The sequence below is a fragment of the Frigoribacterium sp. AP1 genome (assembly GCF_056680555.1).
The window spans coordinates 2,456,944-2,474,462 of sequence record NZ_CM155288.1; the positions used below are offsets into that span (position 1 = coordinate 2,456,944).

The 17,519-nt window shown below is 70.3% G+C and carries 15 protein-coding genes and 2 tRNA genes; 14 read left to right on the top strand and 3 right to left on the bottom strand.

Going from position 1 to position 17,519, the window contains the following annotated elements:
- The first annotated feature begins 143 nt into the window (after positions 1 to 143).
- The 7 genes from AC1MBW_RS11765 (at position 144) to AC1MBW_RS11795 (ending at position 8,753) form a co-directional block, all read left to right on the top strand.
- A complete protein-coding gene (locus tag AC1MBW_RS11765; RefSeq protein ID WP_480024588.1) occupies positions 144 to 1,739 on the top strand; it encodes a peptide ABC transporter substrate-binding protein in 1,596 nt (531 codons plus the stop codon).
- Positions 1,736 to 3,178, top strand: a complete 1,443-nt coding sequence (locus tag AC1MBW_RS11770) for a M14 family zinc carboxypeptidase (protein WP_480024589.1) — start codon at positions 1,736 to 1,738, stop codon at positions 3,176 to 3,178. The genes AC1MBW_RS11765 and AC1MBW_RS11770 overlap by 4 nt, the downstream gene beginning before the upstream one ends.
- Positions 3,175 to 4,104 (top strand): ABC transporter permease, encoded by a 930-nt coding sequence (locus AC1MBW_RS11775; RefSeq protein WP_055973755.1) that lies wholly within the window; start codon positions 3,175 to 3,177, stop codon positions 4,102 to 4,104. Before AC1MBW_RS11770 ends, AC1MBW_RS11775 begins: the two co-directional genes overlap by 4 nt.
- Positions 4,101 to 4,994, top strand: coding sequence for an ABC transporter permease (locus tag AC1MBW_RS11780; protein ID WP_480024590.1), 894 nt, complete (start codon positions 4,101 to 4,103; stop codon positions 4,992 to 4,994). Before AC1MBW_RS11775 ends, AC1MBW_RS11780 begins: the two co-directional genes overlap by 4 nt.
- A 20-nt stretch (positions 4,995 to 5,014) precedes the next feature.
- Entirely contained in the window at positions 5,015 to 6,436 is a 1,422-nt protein-coding gene (locus AC1MBW_RS11785; RefSeq protein ID WP_480024591.1) for a serine hydrolase domain-containing protein, read from the top strand.
- A gap of 80 nt (positions 6,437 to 6,516) precedes the next feature.
- Positions 6,517 to 7,089 (top strand): GbsR/MarR family transcriptional regulator, encoded by a 573-nt coding sequence (locus tag AC1MBW_RS11790; protein WP_480024592.1) that lies wholly within the window; start codon positions 6,517 to 6,519, stop codon positions 7,087 to 7,089.
- Complete coding sequence (locus AC1MBW_RS11795; protein WP_480024593.1) at positions 7,086 to 8,753, top strand: dipeptide ABC transporter ATP-binding protein; 1,668 nt, start codon at positions 7,086 to 7,088, stop codon at positions 8,751 to 8,753. The genes AC1MBW_RS11790 and AC1MBW_RS11795 overlap by 4 nt, the downstream gene beginning before the upstream one ends.
- A gap of 121 nt (positions 8,754 to 8,874) precedes the next feature.
- Here the strand turns inward: AC1MBW_RS11795 and AC1MBW_RS11800 are convergent, their stop codons facing one another.
- Positions 8,875 to 9,363 carry a Dps family protein gene (locus tag AC1MBW_RS11800; protein WP_043597026.1) on the bottom strand — a complete coding sequence of 163 codons (489 nt, stop codon included), beginning with the start codon at positions 9,361 to 9,363 and terminating at the stop codon, positions 8,875 to 8,877.
- A 185-nt stretch (positions 9,364 to 9,548) separates the two neighbouring features.
- Between AC1MBW_RS11800 and AC1MBW_RS11805 the strand changes: the two genes are divergently transcribed.
- Complete coding sequence (locus tag AC1MBW_RS11805) at positions 9,549 to 11,087, top strand: sensor histidine kinase (RefSeq protein WP_480024594.1); 1,539 nt, start codon at positions 9,549 to 9,551, stop codon at positions 11,085 to 11,087.
- Between the two features lie 29 nt (positions 11,088 to 11,116).
- On the top strand, positions 11,117 to 11,785 hold the full coding sequence (locus tag AC1MBW_RS11810; protein WP_054145450.1) for a response regulator transcription factor: 669 nt from the start codon (positions 11,117 to 11,119) through the stop codon (positions 11,783 to 11,785).
- A gap of 64 nt (positions 11,786 to 11,849) precedes the next feature.
- Here AC1MBW_RS11810 and AC1MBW_RS11815 read toward each other — a convergent pair whose 3' ends face one another.
- Together AC1MBW_RS11815 and AC1MBW_RS11820 are read right to left on the bottom strand one after the other, a co-directional pair.
- Positions 11,850 to 12,620, bottom strand: a complete 771-nt coding sequence (locus AC1MBW_RS11815; RefSeq protein ID WP_480024595.1) for an SGNH/GDSL hydrolase family protein — start codon at positions 12,618 to 12,620, stop codon at positions 11,850 to 11,852.
- Positions 12,621 to 12,845: 225 nt separating this feature from the next.
- Positions 12,846 to 12,916, bottom strand: a tRNA-Gly gene (locus AC1MBW_RS11820).
- A gap of 152 nt (positions 12,917 to 13,068) precedes the next feature.
- Between AC1MBW_RS11820 and AC1MBW_RS11825 the strand changes: the two genes are divergently transcribed.
- The 5 genes from AC1MBW_RS11825 (at position 13,069) to clpX (ending at position 17,515) form a co-directional block, all read left to right on the top strand.
- A tRNA-Pro gene (locus tag AC1MBW_RS11825) sits at positions 13,069 to 13,141 on the top strand.
- A 62-nt stretch (positions 13,142 to 13,203) separates the two neighbouring features.
- Positions 13,204 to 14,526 (top strand): trigger factor, encoded by a 1,323-nt coding sequence (gene tig, locus AC1MBW_RS11830; RefSeq protein WP_043597032.1) that lies wholly within the window; start codon positions 13,204 to 13,206, stop codon positions 14,524 to 14,526.
- Positions 14,527 to 14,742: 216 nt separating this feature from the next.
- Entirely contained in the window at positions 14,743 to 15,330 is a 588-nt protein-coding gene (locus AC1MBW_RS11835; protein ID WP_043597035.1) for an ATP-dependent Clp protease proteolytic subunit, read from the top strand.
- A 40-nt stretch (positions 15,331 to 15,370) separates the two neighbouring features.
- Positions 15,371 to 16,036, top strand: a complete 666-nt coding sequence (locus AC1MBW_RS11840) for an ATP-dependent Clp protease proteolytic subunit (RefSeq protein WP_043597037.1) — start codon at positions 15,371 to 15,373, stop codon at positions 16,034 to 16,036.
- Positions 16,037 to 16,234: 198 nt separating this feature from the next.
- Positions 16,235 to 17,515: an ATP-dependent Clp protease ATP-binding subunit ClpX gene (gene clpX, locus AC1MBW_RS11845; RefSeq protein ID WP_480024596.1), complete on the top strand. Its 1,281-nt coding sequence runs from the start codon at positions 16,235 to 16,237 to the stop codon at positions 17,513 to 17,515.
- Positions 17,516 to 17,519: the final 4 nt, after the last annotated feature.

Genomic DNA, 17,519 nt, shown 5'->3' on the forward strand with positions numbered 1-17,519 from the left:
TGAAGGTTTCAAAAAGTAGTGAAACTTTTGACGCCCAAGTCTTCCGCCGGGCGGCCACCCCTCCCTAGCGTGGCGTCACACCGTCTCGTCACGGCATCGGAGTGCACCACCCGACCCGCCCCGCCCCGGGCGCTGGAGGACACATGAGAGTCACCCGTACGACCCTCGTCACCGCCGCCGCCACCGTCGTGGCCCTCACCCTCGGGGGCTGTGCCGCCGGAGGCGACAGCTCGTCCGCCGACGCGGGCGGCACCTTCGTCTACGCGACGGGAGAGCCGGACCACCTGACCCCCGGGCGTCAGACCGTCGCCTTCACCCAGGTCATGAGCCTGTTCGCCCCGCTCGTCTCGGTCGACGCGGACAACGCGATCACCTACGTCCAGGCCGAATCGGTCGAGTCCGACGACAACGTGACCTGGACCATCACCCTGCGCGACGGCTGGACCTTCCAGGACGGCAGCCCCGTCACCGCCACGAGCTACGTCGACGCGTGGAACTACACGGCCGACGCCGCCAACGCCTTCGAGAACAGCGGCCAGCTCGCCGGCATCGTCGGCTACACCGACCTCAACCCCGCCGAGGGCGAGCCCACCGCGAGCACCATGAGCGGCCTCACCGTCGTCGACGACACGACCTTCACGGTCGAGCTGACGCACGCCGACAGCCAGTTCCCCCTGCAGATCAGCCAGGCCCAGACCGGCTTCTACCCGATGCCCGAGTCGGCGTACGACGACATGGACGCGTACGACCGCGAGCCCGTCGGCAACGGCCCGTTCGAGATGACCGAGCCCTGGGTGGACGACGCCGAGTTCACGGTCGAGAAGTACGCCGACTACCAGGGCGACGACGCCGCCCAGGTCGACAGCATCACCTACCGCAGCTACAGCGACCAGAACACCGCGTACACCGACGTGCTCGCGGGCAACGCCGACGTGCTGTTCCTCCCTGCATCCAAGATGACCTCGGCCGAGGCCGACTTCGGCGACCGGCTGTACTCGTTCGACGCCCCGGGCATCGACTACCTCGGCTTCCCGCTGACCGACGAGCGCTACTCGGACGTCCGCGTGCGACAGGCCATCTCGATGTCGATCGACCGCGACGCCGTGAACACCGCCATCTACGGCGGCCTCTACGAGCCGGCCACGGCCTTCACCCCGTCCGCCATGACGGGCACGCCGGACGGCCTCTGCGGCGAGTACTGCGAGTTCGACCCCGATGCGGCGAAGGCCCTGTTGGCCGAGGCCGGGGGCTTCGACGGCACCATGGAGATCGTCTACCCCGGCGGCAGCGGCGTCGACTCGCTCTTCGAGGCATACGCGAACCAGATCCGCCAGAACCTCGGCATCGACGACGTCGTGGCCAAGCCGAGCACCGACTGGGCCGAGTACTACCAGGGGCTCGTCGACCGCACCACGGCCGGCCCGCACTTCGGCCACTGGGGCGCCCTCTACGTCAGCCAGCAGAACACGCTGCGGTCGCTGTTCACCGAGGCCGGCGGCTGCCACGACTGCACCTGGTACAGCTCGCCCGACGTCGACGCCCTGCTCGACGCGGCCGACCAGGCCGCGACGCCCGAGGCCGCGACCGACGCGTACCGGGCCGTGCAGGAGCGGGTGCTCGAGGACTTCCCGGTCGCGCCCACCTTCTCCGACAAGTACTCGTACGTGACCAGCGAGAAGATCGCGACGCTGCCGCAGGCCGCGGGCAGCCCGATCGTGCAGGGGATCACCCTGAAGTGACGATCCACGACCGCGTCACCCGCGCCTCCTCCTCCGCCGTCCTCGGCTCGACGGACGACATCGTCCGTCGGGCCGGGGCGGTACCCCCGCTCGACGGCTTCCCCACCCTCGACGACCTGGGGCGGCACTTCGCCCGCCTCGGGCGCGAGAACCCCGGTCTCGTCTCGAGCCGGCGGGTGGCGACGAGCCGCCTGGGCGAGCCGATCCTGATGTACTCCGTCGGCTCGGGCTCGCGCGACCACCTCATCGTCGGCGGTGTCCACCCCAACGAGCCCATCGGGTCGTGGACGGCGATCCACCTCGCCGAGACGCTCTGCGCCGACGACGAGCTGCGGACGGCGCTCGACGCCACCTGGCACATCGTGCCCAGCATCGACCCCGACGGCGGCCGCCTCAACGAGGGCTGGTTCGCCGACCCGGGCGACCGGGGCCACTACGCACGGCGTTTCTACCGGCCGGCACCCGACGAGCAGGTCGAGTGGACCTTCCCGACCTCGTACAAGGACGCCTACTTCGACCGCGTGATGCCCGAGACGCTCGGGTTGATGCGCCTGATCGACGAGCTGCGGCCCGATCTCTACGTGAGCCTCCACAACGGCGAGATGGGCGGCGTCTACTACTACCTGAGCCGCCCCGTGCCCGAGTTGACCGAGGTGCTGCACGCGGTGCCCGCGTCGCTCGGGCTGCCGCTCGACACGGGCGAGCCCGAGTCGCCGTTCCTCGAGCGGTACGCGCCGGCGGTGTTCGGCACCGGCACGATCGCCGACGCCTACGACTACCTCGAGTCGCTCGGGGTGGACCCCACCCCCGAGATCGCCGGCTCGTCGTCGAGCGAGTACGCGAGCCGACACGGCACCCTCGGGGTCGTGGCCGAGCTGCCGTACTGGAAGCACCCCGACGCCGACGACGGGTCTCCGACCGACGAGTCGTACGCCGACCTCCTGCGGCGGACGGGCGGTGAGATGTCCGCCACGGGGGAGGCGCTCGTCGACCTCCTCTCGCGGGCGGAGCCCCTCCTCACGTTCGAGTCGCCCTTCCTGCGGGCCTCACGCGCCTTCGTCCCGATGCTCGTCCGCATGGGGGCCGTCGACCGTGCACGGGCCGCGAGCCCGGAGTCCGCCCGTCCCGCCACCGTCGCCGAGCGCTTCTCCTGCGAGGACCTCGTGCACTGCTTCCGGCTGCGCTACGGCGGCATGCTCCTGCGTGCGGTCGAGGCCGAGGCGGTCGCCGGCACGGCGACGGCGGCCCTGCGTCGCCTGGTCGACGAGACCGCGGTGCTCTACGCCGCCTGGCAGGCCGAGGCCGCGGCCGTCGACCGGGCCGAGGTCATCCCGATCTCGAGCCTGGTAGGTGTCCAGTACGGCGCCGTGCTGGCGGCCGCGGCCCACCTCGCGGCCGGGGGCGCCGCGGGGGACGAAACCGGGTCGGCCCCGCGATGAAGACCGTCCTCGCCGTGGTCGAGCGCGTCGGCGGCCTCGCCGTCGTCTTCGTCGGCGTGACCTTCGTGATCTACGTCATGGTCTTCGCCCTGCCCGGCGACCCGATCAGGGCGCTCGGCGGGGACCGTCCGCTCAGCGACGCGGTCGTCCGCGCCCTGCGCGCCGAGTACCACCTCGACGAGCCGCTCTGGCAGCAGTACACCCGCTACATCGGCGGGCTCTTCCGGGGCGACTTCGGCACGACCTTCACCGGGCAGTCGGTCGCCGACCAGATGGCCAGCCGGTGGCCGGTCACCGTCACGCTCGCCCTGTCGGCCTGGCTGCTCGAGATCGTCGTCGGCATCGGCCTCGGGGTGGTGTCCGCGCTGAAGCGCGGCACGCTGGTGGACCGGACCATCCTCGGCGGCACCATCGTCGCCAGCGCGATCCCGGTCTTCGTGGTGGGCGTGACGCTGCAGCTCGTCTTCGCGGTCCGGCTCGACTGGTTCCCCGTCGCCGGCGTGACGACCGGGTGGCCGACGGCCTACGTGTTGCCCGCGATCGTCATCGCGCTGTTCGGCCTGGCCTCGGTGTCACGCCTGACCCGCGCCTCCGTGCTCGAGAACCTGAGCTCGGACTACGTCCGGACGGCTCGGGCCAAGGGGCTCACGCCGCGTCGGGTCATCGGGGTGCACGTGATGCGCAACTCGTTGATCCCGACCGCGACCTTCCTCGCGACCGACCTCGGCTACCTGCTCGGCGGCACGGTCATCATCGAGGGCATCTTCAACCTGCCGGGCGTCGGCAACCTGCTCTTCGGGGCCATCCGAAGCCACGAGGGCGCCACGGTGGTCGGCATCTCGACCGCGCTGATCCTCGTCTTCCTCGTCACCAGCCTCCTGGTCGACGCGATCCATGCCCTGCTCGACCCGAGAGTGCGCCGATGACCGAGAGCTTCACCACCCCCGTCGCCCCGTCCCTCGCCGACGGTCGTCGTCACCCCTTGAGGCGTGCCGTCCGGCGTCCGGGGTTCTTAGTGCCGGCCGCCGTGATCGCCCTGCTGGCCCTGATCGCGATCTTCCCCGGTCCCTTCGCCGGCCTGTTCGGCCACGGCGACCCGCGCGCCTGCGACCTCAACCTCAGCGGCGCCGACCCGACGGGCGGGCACCCCTTCGGGTTCGACCTGCAGGGCTGCGACGTCTACGCCAACGTGATCCACGGCACCCGCGCCTCCTTGTCCGTCGGTCTGCTGACCACGGTGCTCTCGATGGTCGTGGCGATCGTCGTGGGCACGATCGCCGGCCTGTACGGCGGCATCGTCGACGCGGCCCTGTCGCGCCTGACCGACGTCTTCCTCGGCTTCCCCCTGCTGCTGGGCGCCGTCGTGGTGCTCAACAGCGCCGGCGAGCGGTCCGTGCTGACGGTCTCGCTGGTGCTGGCGCTGTTCGGCTGGCCGACGATGGCGCGCCTCGTCCGGGGCTCCGTGTGCTCGGTGCGGCAGGCGGACTTCGTCCTCGCCGCGCGCACCATGGGTCTCTCGACCTGGCGCATCGTGACGCGCTACGTGCTGCCGAGCTCGCTCTCGCCGGTCTTCGTCGTCGCGACCATCACGGTCGGCGGCGTGATCGTCGCCGAGAGCTCGCTGACCTATCTGGGCATCGGTCTCGAGGCGCCCGCCATCTCGTGGGGGCTGCAGCTCTCGAGCGCGTCGAGCCAGTTCCAGAACGCGCCGCACCTGCTCGTCTTCCCGGCGCTGTTCCTGGCCGTGACCGTGCTCAGCATCATCAGCCTCGGTGACACCCTGCGTGCCGCCCTCGACCCCCGCCGCCAGCAATGACGCCCCCCACCGGAGGACCCGTGACCCCCTCGACCGCCACCCCCGCCCTCACCGTGCAGCAGGTCGCCGACCTGCGGTCCGCCCTGCCCTACGTCGACGGGTGGCTGGCCTACCGCCGCTGGCGCGAGCGGGTCCCCGGGGTGCAGACCGCGGTCTGGTTCGACGGAGGCCTGCAGCTGTCGTCCGCCCACGGCCTGGCGGACGAGGAGGCGCGGGTCCCGCTGACCACGGAGCACCTGTTCCGCATCGCCTCGCACTCGAAGACCTTCACCGCCACGGCCGTCCTGCAGCTCGTCGAGCGGGGAGCCCTCCGACTCGACGACCCCGTGGGGACGTTCGTGCCGCGGCTGGCCGAGGCGGGGTCGCCGCTGGCCGACGCCACCGTCCGCGAATTGCTCGAGCACGGCGCCGGGGTCATCCGGGACGGCCTCGACGGCGACTACTGGCAGCACGGCCGTCCGTTCCCCGACGAGGACGAGCTGCTCGACATGCTGGTCGACCACGGCGACAAGGCGCCCGCGGGGTCCGCCTTCAACTACAGCAACCTCGGGTACTCGCTGCTCGGCCTGGTCGTGGCCGCGGCATCCGGCCGGTCGTACGGCGAGTTCGTGACCGAGTCGATCGTCGACCGCCTCGGCCTCACCCACACGGGGCCCGAGTGGGACGACGCACGCGCCCCCGAGTACGCGGCGGGCCACAGCGGCCGCCACGTGTCGCAGACCCGGGTGAGGCTCGACCACGTCGACACCCGGGCCATGGCGGCCGCGACGGGTTTCTACGGCACGGCCTCCGACCTGGTCCGCTACGCTTCGGCGCACTTCGACGGCGACGAGCGCCTGCTGAGCGAGCACAGCAAACGGCTCGCCCAACGGGAGGCCTGGCAGTCCGACGCGTCGCAGCCGGCCTCGGCGCACTACGGCCTCGGGTTCGTGATCGACCGCGTCGGCGGGCACCGCGTGGTCGGGCACTCCGGCGGGTACCCCGGACACATCACCCGCACGCTCTTCGATCCCTCGATCGGGCTGGCTGTCTCGGTCCTCACCAACGCCGTCGACGGACCCGCCACCTCCCTCTCGTCGGGCGTGCTGCGCCTGCTCGACCTGGCGCGGGAGGCGGCCCCCGCCGGGTTGGCGACCCGCGCCTCCTCGTCCGGTGTCGACCCGGCCCGGTTCACCGGCCGGTTCGCGGGCGAGTTCGGCATCGTCGACGTCGCCCTGCTGGGCGAGAACCTGGTCGCGCTGCACCCCGGTGCCCCCGATCCCGTCGAGGGGCTCGACCGCCTGCGGGTGACCGGGCCCCGCGAGGTGCTCATCGCGCAGGGCAACGGCTTCGGGTCGGTGGGTGAGACCATGCGCTACGAGTTCGACGACGACGGCCGGGTCACGCTGCTCCGCGGCTCCGGAGGCATGAGCATGCGCCCGGTGACGGAGCTCGACGGATGACGACGTCCGCGACCGTCGATCTAGGCTGGCGGCGAAGCGCCCGCCCTGCCGAGACGGGACCCCACGGATCGAGAGAACGCATGCCGAGCGACGACGCCACGACCGCCACGACCGTCACCCCCGTCGGCGACGCCGCCCGCCGCGAGTTCGTCGAGCAGTTCGCCGTCATGTGGGAGATGGCCGGCTCGGCCCTGATGGACGGGCGCATCCTCGGCTACCTGATGATGATGCGCGAGCCCTACGTCTCGTCGGCCGACCTGGGCTCGGCCCTCAGCGCCAGCGCCGGCTCCGTCTCGATGTCGACGCGACGCCTGGTCGACTCGGGGTTCATCAAGAGGCACGTCGTGCCCGGTGACCGCAGCCACTACTTCCGGGCCGAGGACGACATCTGGGGCAGCTGGCTCGCGGGCGAGCGCCGCTACCTCGACCGGCAGCGCATCACGATCGAGCAGGGACTCTCGGTGCTCGACCCCGCGAACGGACAGGACGAGGAGGTGCGGCGCCGGTTGGTCAACGGCCGCGACTACATGGCCTGGGTCTCGCAGTACCACCGCAAGATGCTCGCCGATTGGGAGGCCTTCAAAGCCGATCGCGACGAGACGGCCCCGGAGGCCGAGCCCACGCAACCCGACCCGAGCCAGGAGCCCCGATGACCGACCCGCTGCTGAGCGTCCGCGACCTCACCATCCGCTTCGACGTCGACGGGGTCGACCAGGTCGCCGTCCAGGGCGCCTCGTTCGACGTGCGCCGGGGGGAGGTGCTCGCGGTGGTCGGCGAGTCCGGCTCGGGGAAGAGCGTCAGCGCGATGTCGGTCCTGGGTCTGCTGCCCGCCAACGCCACCGTCGGCGGGTCGATCGTGTTCGACGGCGACGAACTGGTCGGGCGGCCCGAGAGCGCCGTGCGCCATCTGCGGGGCGAGCGGATCGCCATGATCTTCCAGGACCCCTCGGCAGCCCTCAACCCCGTCTTCACGGTCGGGTTCCAGATCGAGGAAGCCGTGCGGCGGCACGAACCCACCGCGAGTCGGGCGGCCGTGCGGGCCCGCGCGGTCGAGCTGCTGGCGAGCGTCGAGATCCCCGAGCCCGAGGCACGGCTCAAGTCCTTCCCTCACCAGCTCTCGGGGGGCCAGTGCCAGCGGATCATGATCGCGATGGCCCTGGCCTCCGACCCGGCCCTGCTGATCGCGGACGAGCCCACGACCGCGCTCGACGTGACGGTGCAGGCCGAGGTGCTCGACGTTCTCCGCCGCCTCCAGCGCGGGTCGGGCACCAGCATCCTGCTCATCACGCACGACATGGGGGTGGTGGCCGACCTCGCCGACCGCGTGGTCGTGATGCGCTCGGGCGAGGTCGTCGAGACGAACGACGTCGGACCCCTGTTCGCGGCCCCGGCGGCCGACTACACGCGAGACCTGCTCGATGCCGTGCCCCGGGTGGGCGACCGGGTCGCGGTCGAGCCGCGTCCGACCGACCCGGCCGCGCCCGACGCGGGGGTGACGGGCGAGGCGACCCCGGCGCTCGCCGTGCACGACCTCGTCGTCGAGTACGGCAACCGCCTCGTGGGCCGGTTCCGTGCCGTCGACGGGGTGAGCTTCGAGGTCGCCCGCGGTGAGATCGTGGGCCTGGTCGGCGAGTCGGGCAGTGGCAAGACGACGATCGGACGGGCGGCGATCGGCCTGGCCCCGATATCGGCGGGGAGCGTGCAGGCGACGGGGGTCGACCTGAGCACGGCCCGCCGGCGCGAGATCGCCGTCACGCGGGAGCGGGTCGCCGTCGTCTTCCAGAACCCGACGACGTCGCTCAACCCGAGGTACAGCATCGCCCAGACCGTCGCCGAGCCCTTGCAGGTGCGGCGGCGCCTGCGTGGCTCCGAACTGACCGACCGGGTCGACGCCCTGCTGGCCGACGTCGGGCTGGGCGGGGCGTGGCGTGAGAGGTACCCGCACGAGCTGTCCGGCGGTCAACGTCAGCGCGTGGCGATCGCCCGGGCGGTGGCGCTCGACCCCGAGCTGCTCATCGCCGACGAGCCCACGAGCGCTCTCGACGTGTCGGTGCAGGCCCGGGTGCTGGACGTCTTCCGCTCGCTGCAGAGCCGGCTGGGCTTCGCCTGCCTGTTCATCAGTCACGACCTCGCCGTCGTCGACTCGCTCTGCGACCGGATCGCCGTGCTGCGCTCCGGCCGCCTCGTCGAGATCGGCGACCGCAGCGAGATCTTGACCTCACCCTCGGACGACTACACCCGCCGCCTGATCGCCTCGGCACCGGTGCCCGACCCGGTCGAGCAGCGCCGACGTCGTGAGGAGCGCGTGAGCGCCTGAGCGCCTGAGCGCCTGACGCATCGTCGCCGCGACCCCGCCGCGCGTCGCTGAAAGGGCGCCGCACGGCGAAGGCCGCCACCCCCGGGCGGGGCGGCGGCCTTCGTCCGTCTGGCGGAGTGGGTCAGCCGGCGACGTGCGCGGCGAGGAACCAGCGGTCCTTCTCGAGGCCGCGCGAGATCTCGATGGCGACGTCCTGGCTCGAGGCATCGAGCTCGCCGAGCTCGTCGATGGCCTCGCGGACGGCGACGAGCGAGGCGTCGATCTGGGCGACCAGCTCGGCGATGGTGACGTCGATCTGGTTGAAGCCGGGGGAGGTCGGGGGGATGACCGTCTTGGCGGCGACGGTCTCGATGCGTCCGTCGACCGGCAGGCCGAGGGCGACGACGCGCTCGGCGGCGAGGTCTGCCCATTCGCGGGCGTGGTCGACGACCACGTCGATGAGTTCGTGGACGGCGACGAACGCGATGCCGCGCACGTGCCAGTGGGCCTGCTTGCCGTTGACCGACAGGGCCGTCATGTCGGTGACGATCTGGCTGAGGAACTGGGCGACGCCGGCGGCGACGTCGGGGTCGACGGAACCCTGGGGGACGGTGCGGGTGATGTCGGTCATGACGTGGTCCTTTCCTAGACGATGGAGGCAACGCTAGACGTCTGGGAGGATTCCGCAAGCAAGCTGAGGCTCGGCTCACCTAGGACAGCCTCACCTGACCCGGCTCGTGAGGGGGGATAACCCCACCGGCGTTCCGGGCGCTGGCACCATGGGGTGGACGCCCCGCCCAGACCAGGCTCGAAGGCATGATCCAGGAGACCACCATCACCGCCGCGAACCCCTACCTCTCGCCCCCGTCCCGCCCCGGCGGCTACCGACGACGCTGGCGAGAGCTGCCGCGCGAACTCGGCTACGTCGCCCTCTCGGCCGTCCTCGTCGTCATCGTGACGGTGGCCGCCTCGTTGTTCCTGCACACGGTCAGCGGGTCGAGCGACTCGCTCTTCACCCTCGTCTTCCTGGCGGTCGTCGTCTTCGGCGCCCTCTGGATCGCCCGATGGGTCGGCACCTTCGAGGTGCTCCGCCTGGGCTGGGCCAGCGACCGTCCGATCCGACCCGTCGACTGGACGCCCAACACCGAGTGGGGCCGGTCCACGAACCGCTTCGTGCGGGCCGTCTCGGTCTTCGCCAACCCCCACTACTGGCTCTACCTGCTCTACGGCGTCGTGGTCTTCCCGATCGTGGCGGGCTTCTCGACCTTCGTCCTCGTGGGCCTCGTGGCAGGCCCGGTGCTCGCGGTCCTGGGGGTCGTGCTCGTCTTCCAGGCCCTGCCTCCGTTCGACACCTTCAACTGGGCGTCCGCGATCGGCAACGGCGGAGGCGCGGTGCTCGTCGTCCTCGCACTCGCCCTCTTCGCCGGCGTGGTGCTGGTCTACCCCTACGTCGTGCACGGGTTCGTGGTCATGCACCAGGCGATCGCCGCCGTCATGCTCGGTGGGTTCCGCAGCGAGCAACTCGAGGTCGAGCTCGCCGACCGCGAGATCTCGCGCACGGCCGCGCTGTCCGCCGAGGGCACGGCCCTCCGACGGCTCGAACGCGACATCCACGACGGCCCGCAACAGCGGCTCGTCCGCCTGCAGATGGACCTCGCGGCGGCCTCCCGTGCCGTCGACACCGATCCCGAGAAGAGCAAGACCCTCATCGAGGAGGCGCGGGTGCAGTCCCGCGAGGCCCTCGAGGAGCTGCGCGCCCTGTCCCGCGGTTTCGCGCCTCCTCTGCTGTTGGACCGCGGCCTCGTCGCGGCCCTCGAGTCGCTCGTCGACCGCTCGGTGGTGCCGACCACGATGCTCAACCGGGTGCCCGCGCACATCGTCATCCCGAGTGACATCGAGCGCAACGCGTACTTCATCGCGTCCGAACTGGTGACGAACACGGGCAAGCACGCCGAGGCGGCCAGCGCCGACCTCGTGCTGCGCACGCGTCAGGCTCCGGACGGCATCGGCACGCTGCTCGAGCTCGTCGTGACGGACGACGGACGCGGCGGCGCCGGCCTGCGCGACGGTCACGGTCTCGCCGGCGTGCAGGAACGCCTCGTGGGCCTCGGCGGCTTCCTCGACATCAGCAGCCCGCAGGGCGGGCCGACCATCGTCACGGTGAGCATCCCCATGGCGGTCGAGGTGCCGAGCAACCCGACGCTGCCCCTGCCGACCGAGCCGCTGCCGCCGTTCTCGTCGACGCCCGCCACCGAGCCGTTGCCCGACACGGCACTGCCCGACACGGCACTGCCCGACACGGCACTGCCCGACGCGCCGCTCGACCCGCCGGCCGGGCCGCCCGCGCGACCGTAGTCGGTGGGCTGCGCCCGTAGTCTGGACGCGTGAGTCTCGAGAGCCCCTCCCGTCAGCCCCTCCGCGTCGTCGTCGCCGACGACTCGGTGTTGCTGCGGGAGGGGCTCGTCCGACTGCTCGACGAGATCGGGGTCGAGGTCGTCGGGGCGTACGGTGACGCCGACTCGTTGCTGGCCGACCTCGACGAGGTCCGTCCCGACATCGCCGTGCTCGACGTCCGCATGCCGCCCACCCACACCGACGAGGGCGTCCGGGCCGCCATCGAGGCGCGACGCCGTCGGCCCGACCTCGGCATCCTCCTCTTGTCGCAGTACGTCGAGGTGGCCTACGCCCGCGACCTGCTCGAAGCAGGCTCGGGCGGGGTCGGCTACCTGCTCAAGGACCGCATCGCCTCGTTCGACGAGTTCCGTGACGCGCTCGGCCGGGTGTCCGACGGCGGGACGGTCCTCGACCCGCAGGTGGTCTCGCAGCTGCTGGGCCGTCGCAGCGATCCGCTCGCCGCGCTCACGCCGCGTGAGCGAGAGGTGTTGACGCTGATGGCCGAGGGGCGCACGAACGCCGCCATCGCGGCCGAGCTGGTCATCGGCACGGGTGCGGTGGAGAAGAACGTCACCTCGATCTTCCAGAAGCTCCTGCTCGAGGACAGCGGCACCGACCACCGTCGGGTGCTGGCCGTGCTCGCCTTCCTGCAGCACTGAGTCGGCTCGTCTCCGGTTCGCCGGAGTTCCCGCGACCGGCTGCCGGAGCGTCGGACGGGTGTCGTCAGCTGGTCGTGCCCGGAGCGGCGTCGGCCGGGTCGGCGGGGGAGTCCGCCTGCGGGGCGACGGCCCGCGGGCCAGCCACGTCGAGGACGGTGTCGCGCAACGCGTGGCCGAGGGCTTCGTAACCGGCCGTCGTGGGGTGGATGCCGTCGAGGGTCGTGCCGGCGGCGAAGACGTCGCCCGCCCGCGCGAACCCCCAGGGGTCGGTGAAGGTCCAGCCCGCGTCGGCGACGTAGCTCTCGAGTTGCGCCTCGTACCGCGCCGCGGCCCGGGGTGCACGGTCGTAGGGCGGGATCGCGGCCACGACGACGTGCCTCGGCCGGATCGTGTCGACGATCGCGTCGTAGGACGCCGCGGACTCGGCGAAGGTCAGTCCGAGGCGCACGTCGTTCGTGCCGGACATCAACACGAGGACGTCGACGTCGTCGATCGGGCGCACCGCCGCGGCCTGCTGTTGCACCGTCGAGCCGCCCTTGGCGTAGCCGCCCACGTAGTCGATGCCGTCACCCTGGGCGTAGGTCATCCAGGTGTCGGCGGTGAGCCCCTCGCTGAGCAGGCGGCCACCTCCGGCGGTCAACGAGTCGCCGACGACGGCGACCCGCACGCCGCCCGAGCTCGGTGCGACGGCCACGCCGGGTGCGGCGGCGGCCTGAGCCATCGTGCCGGACCCGGAGGCGCTGGTCGCGTGGGTCGGAGGAGCGGCGCACCCGGCCGCGAGGGTGGCCACGACCGCGCCGACCAGCGCGACCCGTGCGAACGTCGCGCGTCTCATGTGGCCATCTTGGGTCACGTCGCGCCAGGAAAAATCATCCGCCAGCACGACTTCCCCCCCGAGCCACCCCAGAGACCCCTGAAAGGCGCCGACGCCTGCGTGCAAGGTGCGGAGAAAATTGCATCGAAGGCGCCTACCGGCGCCGACACCTGCGTGCAGGGCGCGGAGAAGATTTCATTGAGGGCGCCTACAGGCGCCGACGCCGGAGGCGTCGAATGATTCGAGAGGGGATGACGGGAATCGAACCCGCGTGATCAGTTTGGAAGACTGAGGCTCTACCATTGAGCTACATCCCCGTGAGCGGCCGAGCCGCACGGGTGAGACCAGCATAAGGCATCCGACGAGGTCGCTCAGTCACGGGCCCTCGGTGTCGGCTAGACTCGACGCGGCCTTCACGTACCCGACCTCAACGGGGCTCACGCGTGCCGGCCGGTTCCAGGCTGATACACGGGGCGTAGCGTAGTGGCTAGCGCGTCCGTTTTGGGGGCGGAAGATCGCAGGTTCGAGTCCTGTCGCCCCGACGATCGTCTACCTGCTGTCTCGGATGTGAGTTCAGCGCCACCAACACAGGAGAAGCCCCACATTGGTCCAGACCACGGTTGAGAAGCTCAGCCCCACGCGCGTCAAGCTCAACATCGTCGTCACCCCCGACGAACTCAAGCCCAGCGTCACGCACGCCTACGGTCACATCGCCGAGTCGGTCAACATCCCCGGGTTCCGCAAGGGCAAGGTGCCGCCGCCCATCATCGACCAGCGTGTCGGTCGTGAAGAGGTCCTCAACCACGCTGTCAGCGAGAGCCTCGACAAGTTCTACCGCGAGGCCGTGACCGAGACCGAGATCCGCGTCCTCGGTCGTCCCGAGGCCGACGTCGTCGAGTGGCCGAACGTCAAGGACTTCTCGGGCGACCTGAAGATCGCCGTCGAGGTCGACGTGCGCCCCGACTTCGACCTGCCCGAGTACGACGGCCTCGAGCTGACGGTCGACACGGTCGACATCACCGACGACGAGATCGCCGAAGAGCTCACGAACCTGCGTACCCGTTTCGGCACGCTGGTCACCGTCGACCGCCCAGCCACCACGGGGGACTTCGCGCAGATCGACCTCACGGCGACCATCGGCGACGACGTCGTCGACACCGCCAAGGGCATCTCCTACGAGCTCGGCTCGGGTGAACTGATCGAGGGCATCGACGAGGCCCTCGAGTCGCTCACCGCCGGCGAGAGCACCACCTTCGAGTCGAAGCTGCTCGGCGGCGACCGCGAGGGCGAGACCGCCCTCATCGCCGTCGACGTCACGGCCGTCAAAGAGCGCGAGCTGCCCGAGGCCGACGACGACTTCGCCCAGATCGCCAGCCAGTTCGACACGATCGACGAGCTCAAGGGTGACCTGAAAGAGCAGCTGGCCAAGTCGAAGACCTTCGGTCAGGGTGCCCAGGCACGCGACCAGGTCGTCGAGAAGCTGCTCGAGGCCGTCGAGATCCCCGTTCCCGAGAAGCTCGTCGAGGACGAGGTGCACCGTCACCTCGAGCAGGAGAACCGCCTCGAGGACGACGAGCACCGCGCCGAGGTGAAAGAGAGCAGCGAGAAGGCCTTCCGCAACCAGATCCTCCTCGACGCCATCGCCGAGAAAGAGGCCGTCAAGGTCGAGCAGGACGAACTGACGCAGTACCTCATCCAGGGTGCGGCCCAGTACGGCATGGAGCCCGGCGAGTTCATCAAGGTCCTCGACCAGAACGGCCAGATCCCCGCCATGGTCGGCGAGGTCGCTCGCAGCAAGGCCCTCGCGGTCGTGCTCAGCAAGGCCAAGGTCGTCGACGGCAAGGGCGACTCCGTCGACCTGTCCGCCTTCACCGCGACCGCGGGCGTCGGCGGCGACGACGACCACGCGGGTCACGACCACGCGTAAGCAGCAGGGGCGGGACGACTGACCCGTCACGTCGAGAGGGCCGGGTGCGAGATCGCACCCGGCCCTCCGTCGTTTCCGGCGCCGCGCCTCCCGGGCTCTCGGACGCGCCCCCACGAGGCCGTGGAGGCGCGGTATCTGCCGTGGGCGAACAGCCCGGAACCCGTGCGTTGGCTCCGATAGATTCGACGACAAGCGACAACGAATGGGAGCTCCACCATGGCCGACGTGACACTGCCCAACAGTGTTTTTGACCGACTGCTCAAAGACCGGATCATCTGGCTCGGCTCTGAGGTCCGCGACGAGAACGCCAACGAGATCGCCGCGAAACTGCTGCTGCTCGCTGCGGAAGACAGCGAGAAGGACATCTACCTCTACATCAACTCGCCCGGCGGGTCGATCACGGCGGGCATGGCGATCTACGACGCCATGGAGTTCGTGCCGAACGACATCGTCACCGTCGGCATCGGCATGGCCGCGTCGATGGGCCAGCTGCTCTTGACGGCCGGCACCAAGGGCAAGCGTTACATCACGCCGAACGCGCGTGTCCTGTTGCACCAGCCGCACGGCGGGTTCGGCGGTACCTCGTCCGACATCCAGACGCAGGCGCAGCTCATCCTCTCGATGAAGCGCCGACTGGCCGAGATCACGGCCGCGCAGACGGGCAAGACCGTCGAGCAGATCAACGAAGACGGCGACCGCGACCGCTGGTTCACCGCCGAAGAGGCCCTCGAGTACGGCTTCGTCGACCACATCCGCGGCTCGGCCACCGACGTCGTCGGCGGCGCCGGCACCGACCAGGCCTAGGCCCTCCGCCCCTTCGTCAGAACGAGAAAGAGAAGAACTCATGGAACTCCCGATGATGGGTGGCGCGGGTCGAGTGCAGACCCCCAGCTCCCGGTACATCCTGCCCAGCTTCGAAGAGCGCACGGCCTACGGCTACAAGCGTCAGGACCCCTACGCCAAGCTGTTCGAAGACCGCATCGTCTTCCTCGGCGTCCAGGTCGACGACGCCTCGGCCGACGACATCATGGCCCAGCTGCTCGTGCTCGAGAGCATGGACCCCGACCGCGACATCACGCTCTACATCAACTCGCCCGGCGGCTCGTTCACGGCCATGACGGCCATCTACGACACGATGCAGTACATCCGTCCCGAGATCCAGACGGTCTGCCTCGGTCAGGCGGCGTCGGCTGCGGCCGTCCTGCTCGCCGCCGGCCAGCCCGGCAAGCGTCTCGCACTGCCCAACGCCCGCGTGCTGATCCACCAGCCCGCGACCGGTGGCAGCAGCGGCGGTCAGGCTTCCGACATCGAGATCCAGGCCGCCGAGGTGTTGCGCATGCGCACCTGGCTCGAAGAGACCCTGTCGAAGCACTCGAACAAGACGCCCGAGCAGGTGAACCGCGACATCGAGCGCGACAACATCCTGGGCGCTCAAGAGGCGCTCGAGTACGGTCTCGTCGACCAGGTCCTCGGTTCGCGCAAGAACCAGCCGGCGGCGCTGACGCGCTGATCTCGGCACGACGACGAAGGCCCCGGGCACCTGTCCGGGGCCTTCGTCGTGGCGATCGGCACGTCCTCCTCCGACCATCCCCGTCGGATGTGCTCGAACCACCCGGGTCGGTCCGTGAGTGTCGGCGGATCGGGTTAGGCTCGTTGCACACGACGACCGGTCCCGGTCGATGACCTCAGCCAATCAGGGAGGCCGAGCATGGCACGCATAGGTGAGAGTGCCGATCTGCTCAAATGCTCGTTCTGCGGCAAGAGCCAGAAGCAGGTCCAGCAGTTGATCGCCGGTCCTGGCGTGTACATCTGCGACGAGTGCGTCGAGCTCTGCAACGAGATCATCGAAGAGCGCCTCGCCGAGGCCGGTGACGAACCCGCGAGCGAGTTCGACCTGCCCAAACCCCGCGAGATCTACTCGTTCCTCGAAGAGTACGTGATCGGGCAGGACGCGGCGAAGCGTGCGCTCTCGGTGGCCGTCTACAACCACTACAAGCGCATCCGTGCCGCCTCGACCCTCACGGCCGCCGAGTCCCTCGCCGACGAGGTCGAGATCTCGAAGTCGAACATCCTGCTGATCGGTCCGACCGGGTGCGGCAAGACCTATCTGGCCCAGACCCTCGCCAAACGGCTCAACGTGCCCTTCGCCGTGGCCGACGCCACGGCCCTCACCGAGGCCGGTTACGTCGGCGAAGACGTCGAGAACATCCTGCTCAAGCTGATCCAGGCCGCCGACTACGACGTCAAGCGGGCCGAGACCGGCATCATCTACATCGACGAGATCGACAAGATCGCCCGCAAGGCCGAGAACCCGTCGATCACGCGCGACGTCTCGGGCGAGGGCGTGCAACAGGCGCTGCTCAAGATCCTCGAGGGCACCGTCGCCTCGGTGCCGCCGCAGGGTGGTCGCAAGCACCCCCACCAAGAGTTCATCCAGGTCGACACGACCAACGTGCTCTTCATCGTCGCCGGGGCCTTCGCCGGGCTCGAGGACATCATCTCGAACCGCGCCGGCAAGCGCGGCATCGGTTTCGGTGCCCCGCTGCACAGCAAAGAAGACGAGGCAGCCCTCTTCAGCGAGGTCCTTCCCGAAGACCTGCACAAGTTCGGCCTCATCCCCGAGTTCATCGGTCGTCTGCCCGTGGTCACCACGGTCACGCAGCTCGACCAGCCCGCCTTGATGCAGATCCTCACCGAGCCGAAGAACGCGCTCGTGCGGCAGTACCAGCGCATGTTCGAGATCGACGGGGTCGAGCTCGACTTCGACCGCGGCGCCCTGGAAGCCATCGCCGACCTGGCCGTCCTGCGTCAGACCGGCGCCCGCGGGCTCCGTGCCATCCTCGAAGAGGTCCTCGGTCCGATCATGTTCGACGTCCCGTCGGACGACACCGTCGGACGAGTCGTCATCACACGGGCCTCGGTGCTCGAGAACGCCGCGCCCACGATCGTGCCGCGCCTCGTCGAACAGCGCACCGAGAAGTCTGCCTGAGACC

Excerpts from the sequence above, each read along its gene's own strand:
- AC1MBW_RS11795 (WP_480024593.1), top strand. The coding sequence starts at position 7,086 with ATGACCGACCCGCTGCTGAGCGTCCGCGACCTCACCATCCGCTTCGAC.
- AC1MBW_RS11775 (WP_055973755.1), top strand. The coding sequence starts at position 3,175 with ATGAAGACCGTCCTCGCCGTGGTCGAGCGCGTCGGCGGCCTCGCCGTC.
- AC1MBW_RS11805 (WP_480024594.1), top strand. The coding sequence starts at position 9,549 with ATGATCCAGGAGACCACCATCACCGCCGCGAACCCCTACCTCTCGCCC.
- AC1MBW_RS11835 (WP_043597035.1), top strand. The coding sequence starts at position 14,743 with ATGGCCGACGTGACACTGCCCAACAGTGTTTTTGACCGACTGCTCAAA.
- AC1MBW_RS11815 (WP_480024595.1), bottom strand. The coding sequence starts at position 12,620 with ATGAGACGCGCGACGTTCGCACGGGTCGCGCTGGTCGGCGCGGTCGTG.
- AC1MBW_RS11790 (WP_480024592.1), top strand. The coding sequence starts at position 6,517 with ATGCCGAGCGACGACGCCACGACCGCCACGACCGTCACCCCCGTCGGC.
- AC1MBW_RS11800 (WP_043597026.1), bottom strand. The coding sequence starts at position 9,363 with ATGACCGACATCACCCGCACCGTCCCCCAGGGTTCCGTCGACCCCGAC.
- AC1MBW_RS11780 (WP_480024590.1), top strand. The coding sequence starts at position 4,101 with ATGACCGAGAGCTTCACCACCCCCGTCGCCCCGTCCCTCGCCGACGGT.
- AC1MBW_RS11840 (WP_043597037.1), top strand. The coding sequence starts at position 15,371 with ATGGAACTCCCGATGATGGGTGGCGCGGGTCGAGTGCAGACCCCCAGC.
- clpX (WP_480024596.1), top strand. The coding sequence starts at position 16,235 with ATGGCACGCATAGGTGAGAGTGCCGATCTGCTCAAATGCTCGTTCTGC.
- AC1MBW_RS11765 (WP_480024588.1), top strand. The coding sequence starts at position 144 with ATGAGAGTCACCCGTACGACCCTCGTCACCGCCGCCGCCACCGTCGTG.